Below are 7,381 nucleotides of genomic sequence, written 5' to 3'. Positions count from 1 at the left end.
TGGTCTGCTTTCTGTAGTCGGCAATTAACTTTCCTGCACTCTAAAATCTGCTTCGTCCTTATCGTCCAGGTTTTACTTTTATCTTTCCGCTTTTCACTCCCAATTTCCCATGTTGCATTTTAACTTCCACTCTTAACACTCAATTTCCCGCGTCGCAGTTTAACTTTCTACTTTTAACTTTCTACTTTTAACTTTCTTAAAATGCTTCATTCAGGCCGAGGAAGAATCCCCGCGCACCGTATCTGCCAAATGCGTAATCAAGACAGAGGTTGGTCCGGGTGGCCTTGTTAAACAGTACTCTCAGGCCGGCTCCGCCTCCCGGTTGCCATTTGTCGAATAGTTTTGTTCCTGACATATCGCTGGCGGTCTGGGTGTGAAGGAAAGTTACCCCGCTTAAGAACTTGTTCCTGGTAATAGGAAACCGGTACTCCACTTCAGAATAAAAGAATTTAGGCCCCTTAAAATAGGTGACGGTATATCCTCTACCGCTCCGGCCGTTCGGATCTCGTCCCGTACCAGGCAGTTCCAGGTAAGGCAGTGTTCCGCTCAGCAGGTAGGAACCCCAATTCCAGAAAGCTATCAGATGTTCGGGGTTTCTTTTGGACAAGCTCCAGTACTTCCGGAAATCGGTAGTTAACTGAACAGCATTTTTCGAACTTCCGATCCATGTTTGGTTGACTCTTATCCCCAAATCGGTATAAATTCCTTTGTATGCCCTGTTTTGATTATCCCTTGAGGTATATTGAACATTAAAAAGAAACCCGTTGGAGTTGTATTCCCCGTTCTCAAACCCGTACCGCTGGTTATATATGGCCGATGGCGTCAGCTCTTCTGTTGCTATTTTGTTTTTTATCTTCCTTCTTATATCGAATGACGCACCCGCTCCCAAAAATACATTCTCCATGATCTGCTTATACACCTTCTCCCGGATAATGTAATACTGTGCATTGAGTACATAGCCTTTCCGGTCAGGGTTGCTAAGGATCAGATCTTCATCAGTAGTCCCTGCTGGTTCTCCTATGCCCAGCCCGAAATCGGGCGTTACCGTTTTTGCCGCAACCAGGATACCCTGAAGATTCCATTTATTCTCTTTCGTGAATACATTGTGGCTGAGATAGAAGTAGATGATCCCTTTGGTAGTAATAGAGGCTGAAGTGGCAGCAACGGACATCAGCGTGTTGGGATCTTTTCCCAGCACCTTGCCTGCTACTGCCTTAATGCCTATCTGGGCCCCGATACTTGGGTTGTATGCCACATTCGGCATTGGAGTAATTCCGCTTCGCTTGCGGAGAGAGTCCGGCTTTTTTTTAGGATGTGCAATGCTCCTGATCAGGTCTGCCACATCATAATGGCTGTCTGTGGCATCCGTGGGTGTTTTAACTTTCAGACTGCTTTGCAGTGAATCTGCTTTCAGTGAATCAACCGGTGCCGCTATCTGTCCGGAAGAACTAAAAGTTATGCAGCAGAGCAGGGCCAGAAGCCCGCTTTTTGGTAACAGCGAAGAATAGTTAAAGCAATGTTTGTATTTGGGCAGATGTTTAGCTTTCAATTTTCCTGTGTATTTATTGAAGTGTCTGGGCAACCACAATAACCTTTGATATTATAAAAATGTTTGTGCAGGATGCAGCATCTAACTGCATCACGTTCAAGCCGGGGCCAGGAAATCCGGTAAGCGGGCTTATCAGCGGTTGTGTGTTCTTCTATTCCTGATATTCATTAAATTGGCGGTATGAATAACAACTTTTATCAGCTGTCGGCGTCAACGCCCGGCGGGCAAAGCATCTCATTCGACGAGTATAGAGGAAAGCTTGTTTTGATTGTCAATACAGCAACCAAATGCGGTCTTGCTCCGCAGTTCGCGGGACTGGAGAGCTTGCACCAGCGATATAAGGACCGGGGCCTGGTTGTTCTTGGCTTTCCCTGCGATCAATTCCTTAACCAGGAGCCTGAAAGTAATGAAACGATGGAAACAAGCTGTGAGTTGAATTTTGGTGTCACCTTTCCGCTTTTCGCAAAATGTGATGTCAACGGCTCTTCGGCTCATCCTGTATTCTGTTTCTTAAAACAACATTTAAGCGGTTGGTTTGGAAGCAGGATCAAATGGAACTTTACCAAGTTCCTTATTGGCAGGGATGGCAGGCCCGTGAAAAGATTTTCTCCCATCACAAAGCCCGAAGACATAGAGAAATGGATTGTGAAACTCTTATAAAAAACTATCTGCATTTTAGTAAAGCCGGGCAATAATCTAAGGTGCCGGTGTTTTACAATGGGGTTGTGACTTGAAAATCAGATGTTCGGTACTGCATTTTATTTATAGCATGTTTTTTATCCTTCTTTCTTAGCTTTGCGAAGAAAGAAGGACTGTTTAATGACTCCCATCATTCTGCCGGCAGTTAGAAAGATCATTCATATCGACATGGACGCTTTTTACGCATCCGTAGAGCAACGCGATTATCCTGAATACCGGGGAAAACCCCTGGTGGTGGGTGGCTTGCCTGAGGGAAGGGGCGGAGTAGTAGCTACTGCCAGTTATGAAGCAAGAAAGTTCGGGATCCGTTCTGCTATGCCAAGTAAACAAGCTCTTCAGTTATGTCCCCACGCCTTATTTGTGAGACCCAGGTTTGATGTATACAAAGAGGTGTCACAGCATATTCGTGAAATCTTTAAGCGCTATACCGATCTGATCGAACCACTTTCCCTCGATGAAGCCTACCTGGACGTTACTCAGGACAAGCAGAATATCGGGTCTGCCCTTGAAATCGCAAAGCTTATTAAACAGGCCATCAAAGAGGAACTAAACCTTACCGCTTCAGCAGGGGTATCCGTCAATAAGTTTGTTGCCAAGATTGCTTCGGACATGGACAAACCCGATGGTTTAAAGTTTATTGGCCCTTCTTCCATAGAAGTTTTTATGGAGACATTACCGGTTGAGAAGTTTCACGGAGTAGGGAAGGTGACAGCCCAAAAGATGATGAAGATGGGGCTTTACACCGGGGCTGATCTCAAGAAGCTGAGAGAAGATGAACTTGTTAAATATTTTGGAAAGGTGGGCAGGTTTTACTATCAGATTGTCAGGGGTATAGATGACCGCCCTGTCCAGCCTTCACGCGAAACCAAGTCGGTAGGTGCCGAAGATACGTTTGCGCGTGACCTGCTTACTTTTGAGGAAATGATGAACGAACTCGAACGGATTTCTATGCTCGTTTATGAACGCCTGGAGAGAAAAAAGCTGAGAGGCCGTACCATTACTCTGAAAATTAAATACAGCAACTTTAAACAGATCACCCGGAGTCTGTCGCTTCCCGAGCCAGTCGGAGAGGCCTCCATGATAATTGACACTGTGGAAAAGCTGTTGACCGAGGCTTTTGCAGAAGGAAAGCCGGTGAGGCTGCTCGGAGTTTCCCTTTCTAATTTTCATGAGCAGACGGTGCAGAAGAATCCCCCGGGTATAGCGGGGCAATTAAGCCTTTTCTAGTTTTATTTTCGGTGTAAAAATTCCTATCTTGTATCTGCATTTATTTAAAACTATTACCAATGAAGAAACTTAAATTTATGTCACTATTCGTGGCTGTATGTATGCTGACATTCTCTTCCTGTAAGAAAGATAAAGATTCTGAAGAGCAGGACGCTTACCTTTCCGTCAAAGTCAACGGCGAACTGAAGGAAGCCAGGGGAGCAACTAACGTTACGGCTACTTACAACTCAGGAGGAAGTGATGTCTACTTACAGCTTATCGCTAACCTGGGAGAAAATAAGGTTGTATCATTTGTAATAAAGGAACCCGCTGCCGGACGCTTTAATCTGGGTTCTTATGATGTGCTGTTTATATACAGCAATGTCAGTGATAACTCTGACTCTTATATTGGCAGCGAAGGAACACCATTGACATCTCATCTTTTGCAAACGGAAAAGTAAAAGGCACTTTTGAGGCAAAAGCATCGGGAACCGAGGGCGATGTTATTACTTTAACAGAAGGGAAATTCGAAGCTGATGTGATGACGCAGTAATCAATAGATTTCCCCGGCCAAGCCACCTTTCTTTCACCGGCACCAGCCCCGTGCTTGCCTCTCCGCCCAGGTCAGGCAGAAGTAAACTGTTCGGTTACCGATTTTAATTTATCCAGCCGGTTCTTCCAGATCCTGCTGAGCAAATATAACTGGCCGGCAAAAACAAGTACTATCAGGCTTAACGCCAGGATCATCCCTTTGCTGAATGTCAAGCCGGAGCAAAAGAAGAAAAGCAGGCCGGCCATAAACAGTGCTCTAAGCAAAATAGAAACAGTTGAATACTTTCCTGCTTTCCTGGTATAGTTTTTCAGGGATGAAACAATATCCTCACCCAGGACGACATTCCGGAAGAACTGAAAGCCGGCAAAATGATGGACGAGTGCCAGCATTATCGAAACAACCAGGACAACGTTTGCCAGTATTGATTTTTCGCTGCCATCAAACATCGAATAATAGCAGGCAAGGAAAACCGACCATCCGGCTGCTTCTACAGCAGCCTGGGTTCTGATCTTTTTCAGTACCGGGTGAGTGTTTTTACTCAGCAATAAGTTTAATTGCTCCTTGCTCATTTCTGAAGGGTTCATCTTTTTCCACGATGATTTCAAGTCATTCAGTTCCATATTGCGCTTTTTTTTGAAGGTTCTTAAGTTTGTTCTTTATTCTGTTCAGCTTCACTCCCACGTGGTTTTCAGTTAATCCTGTCACTTCAGCGATCTGCTTGTAGCTCATGTCCTCGAAGTAGAGCGCCACAATTGCTCTTTCACTTTCGTCAAGCTGTTTTAACAATACGAATAGCTGATGCTCCCTTTGTGTGTCGTCAGCATCTCTCAGCTCATCAGCCGAGTCGGGAATAAGAGGAGTGTATTCAAGAGCAGGTTGCTTTCGCCGGAAAGAAGCGATCGCCGTGTTCAGGGAAATTCTGTAGATCCAGGTACTGGCCTTTGCTTCTCCCCGAAAAGTGCCTGCCGACTTCCATAGTTGGTAAACGATCTCCTGGAACAGGTCTTCACGATCATGAATAGAATCCCTGTAAAGGTGACAAACCTTATGTATTATCTTCTGATGCTCTCTGATCATTTCCAGAAATGACGTTTCATTCATTTTACATTATCTTAAGAGAAAACGGAAGCATCCTTATCGCTCTGAGTTACAGAAATGTTTTAAAGATATTAAAACTCTTATTTGTCTCCGGCGCTTTTTAAACGATGCCGGTATATAAGTAGAGTGGCAGGACAAAAACTTACAGGTTACGGCAGTTTATTTAAATTCAGTATACGAGACACTGTTGTCGAAACAGCCGGCAATTCTGCAGTAAATAGTAAATAATTGGGTATAAAGTATTAGAAAAAAGTCTTTATACTGCAGATTCTCCCGGAACATCGGTAGAATACGATTGAAGAAGCAGGCTCCCGCAAGCTGCAGCCCGAAATTTCGCAGATGTGATCCAGGCAGCCCGGGTGAAAGATCTGGATGAGATCTGATAAGCTATATGGCATTCCGGGAGGAAAGGGTTTTGTTTCATCCCGGAATGCCGCATGATAAAATTAGAAGTGTCCTCTGATCTGTTTGAATATTTTTTCGTTATAAAGGTTTCTTAATTTCTCATGTGTTTCAGCAGACAGGGGCTGCAGCCCGGAAGCCTCAATATTACTGCTTACCTGGCTTCTTTTCGATGCGCCGGGAATGACGGTGGTAACTTCCGGATGATCAAGGATCCACCGGATTGCCCACTGAGCCATTCGCTCGTCGGGGAGGATTGCTTTGATTTCCTCTGCCAGTTTCACGCCTTGTTCAAAGCCGATACCTGAGAATGTCTCGCCTGCATTGAAAGCTTCGCCATTTGCATTAAAATTACGATGGTCTTTTTCTGAAAACTGAGTGCTTTCGCTGAACTTTCCGGTTAAAAGGCCGCTGGCCAGAGGAACGCGGATAATTAAAGCAACGCCTTTTTCTTTTGCCTTTGCAAAAATTTCATCAGCTACATGTTGCCTGAACAGGTTAAAGATAATCTGCAGGGAAGCCAGTCCGTCCTGCTCCAGGCAGATCAGCGCTTCTTCCGATGTCTCAACACTTGCTCCGAAATGTTTGATAAGCCCTTCCTGCTGCAGTTTTCTTAAATGATCAAAAACGTGTCCCGACCGCATTTCTTCAGTTGGAATGCAATGCAGCTGTTCAAGAAACAGTTGCGGCAAGCCGAGGTGATGTAAAGATTCTTCAACATGCTTTTTCATATAATCATACGAGAAGTTCAGTGGCCACCCGTTGCCCTGGTCGTGCCTGCGTCCCAGCTTGGTCGCCACATAAACCGGCTTGTCAACGGTCTTCAGGAAATTCCCGATAACGGTTTCACTGACCCCTGAGCCGTATACATCCGCCGTATCAATGAAGTTTCCGCCTGCCTCTGTATAAGCCTGCAATATCTGGATTGCCTCAGCTTCGTTTACATTACCCCAATCGGCACTTCCAAGCTGCCAGGTACCAAGCCCGACCTCTGCAATATCAACATTCTTGAATTTTCTATATTTCATACTTCTTTTTAAATTAGCCTTTCGCCTGAGTCTTCTGCCAACACCCGGCAATGTAAAATACCGTAAAATATCGGAGAAGCACAACCTTTCAATTACCCCCAGCCAGCCCCCAGGCTCAGCCGTACTTCGTTTAAGATCATTGTGTCCATCTTAAGAGAATATACTGTACTTGATTCGTTGCCAGTGTGCATCAAATGTACCATAAGTGCACCATGAGTGCACCTTTTACTGACAAAAGGTGCACTCATGGTGCACTGACTGTTCATTCGTTGTGCTTTTGGTTGAAAGAATGGTCAAACCGTGTACGGCTGCAGGTTTAAAAGATAGCAGAGCAGTTCCAGCTGCGGGGCGAATCACAGGGGAATAGAGTAGAAGTCAGCGGGTGTACCGGCAGGGCATATTACATATTGTCAAGCTCCTCTTTATCATACCCTCCCAGACAGTCCATACAGGAGCTTCCGAATGCGTCATATTCATCGTAGGCGGCGCCCGGTTTTCCGAATAGTGTGATGATCCGGTCGATGCGGATACGTTTATTATTATCAAGATGGATAAATACTCCTTCGTTGGGGATGTCTTCCATGCTTACAACACGGCCTTCCGTGCTGCAGATGATTTCTTCCTGACAGAAGTGGAAGATCTTTCCTGTTGTACCTTTCTCAATTTGATCTTCAATCACTTCCCTGTATTCCCATGCAACGGGAAGATAAGAGCCTTCTTTTATTTTCTTTCTTACGTAATCCATCTCAATCGTGTCTTTCAAAGTTAACAAAAACAGTTGGCCTCTGTTCTTCCTGTTTGAAAGCTTTAGACAGAGCTCGTTTTATCTGTTAATACCATACAAAC

Annotated in this window: 8 protein-coding genes; 3 read left to right on the top strand and 5 right to left on the bottom strand. The window is 44.9% G+C overall.

All coding sequences use genetic code 11. From position 1 onward, the window contains the following. Positions 1–196 precede the first annotated feature (196 nt). A complete protein-coding gene (locus DDR33_RS12395; RefSeq protein WP_238387785.1) occupies positions 197–1,549 on the bottom strand; it encodes an outer membrane protein assembly factor in 1,353 nt (450 codons plus the stop codon). A 180-nt stretch (positions 1,550–1,729) separates the two neighbouring features. Here DDR33_RS12395 and DDR33_RS12390 point away from each other — a divergent pair, with 180 nt between their 5' ends. The 3 genes from DDR33_RS12390 (at position 1,730) to DDR33_RS12380 (ending at position 3,915) form a co-directional block, all read left to right on the top strand. Continuing rightward, positions 1,730–2,209 carry a glutathione peroxidase gene (locus DDR33_RS12390; RefSeq protein ID WP_109416110.1) on the top strand — a complete coding sequence of 160 codons (480 nt, stop codon included), beginning with the start codon at positions 1,730–1,732 and terminating at the stop codon, positions 2,207–2,209. A gap of 159 nt (positions 2,210–2,368) precedes the next feature. Continuing rightward, entirely contained in the window at positions 2,369–3,475 is a 1,107-nt protein-coding gene (gene dinB, locus DDR33_RS12385; protein WP_109416109.1) for a DNA polymerase IV, read from the top strand. A gap of 59 nt (positions 3,476–3,534) precedes the next feature. Continuing rightward, the gene (locus tag DDR33_RS12380) at positions 3,535–3,915 is read left to right on the top strand and encodes a hypothetical protein (protein WP_146198757.1); all 381 of its coding nucleotides are present in this window, start codon (positions 3,535–3,537) and stop codon (positions 3,913–3,915) included. Positions 3,916–4,078: 163 nt separating this feature from the next. Here DDR33_RS12380 and DDR33_RS12375 read toward each other — a convergent pair whose 3' ends face one another. The 4 genes from DDR33_RS12375 to DDR33_RS12355 all read right to left on the bottom strand — a co-directional run bounded on the left by DDR33_RS12375 (position 4,079) and on the right by DDR33_RS12355 (position 7,280). Continuing rightward, positions 4,079–4,627, bottom strand: a complete 549-nt coding sequence (locus DDR33_RS12375; RefSeq protein WP_109416107.1) for a hypothetical protein — start codon at positions 4,625–4,627, stop codon at positions 4,079–4,081. Next, positions 4,614–5,108 (bottom strand): RNA polymerase sigma factor, encoded by a 495-nt coding sequence (locus DDR33_RS12370; protein ID WP_109416106.1) that lies wholly within the window; start codon positions 5,106–5,108, stop codon positions 4,614–4,616. The genes DDR33_RS12375 and DDR33_RS12370 overlap by 14 nt, the downstream gene beginning before the upstream one ends. 443 nt (positions 5,109–5,551) lie before the next feature. Continuing rightward, entirely contained in the window at positions 5,552–6,535 is a 984-nt protein-coding gene (locus DDR33_RS12360; RefSeq protein WP_109416104.1) for an aldo/keto reductase, read from the bottom strand. A gap of 400 nt (positions 6,536–6,935) precedes the next feature. Continuing rightward, entirely contained in the window at positions 6,936–7,280 is a 345-nt protein-coding gene (locus tag DDR33_RS12355; RefSeq protein ID WP_109416103.1) for a hypothetical protein, read from the bottom strand. Positions 7,281–7,381: the final 101 nt, after the last annotated feature.

The organism is Pararcticibacter amylolyticus (assembly GCF_003130405.1).
GTDB lineage: Bacteria > Bacteroidota > Bacteroidia > Sphingobacteriales > Sphingobacteriaceae > Arcticibacter > Arcticibacter amylolyticus.
Note: the sequence above shows the minus strand (reverse complement) of the source record. Positions and strands in the feature narration are given on the sequence as shown.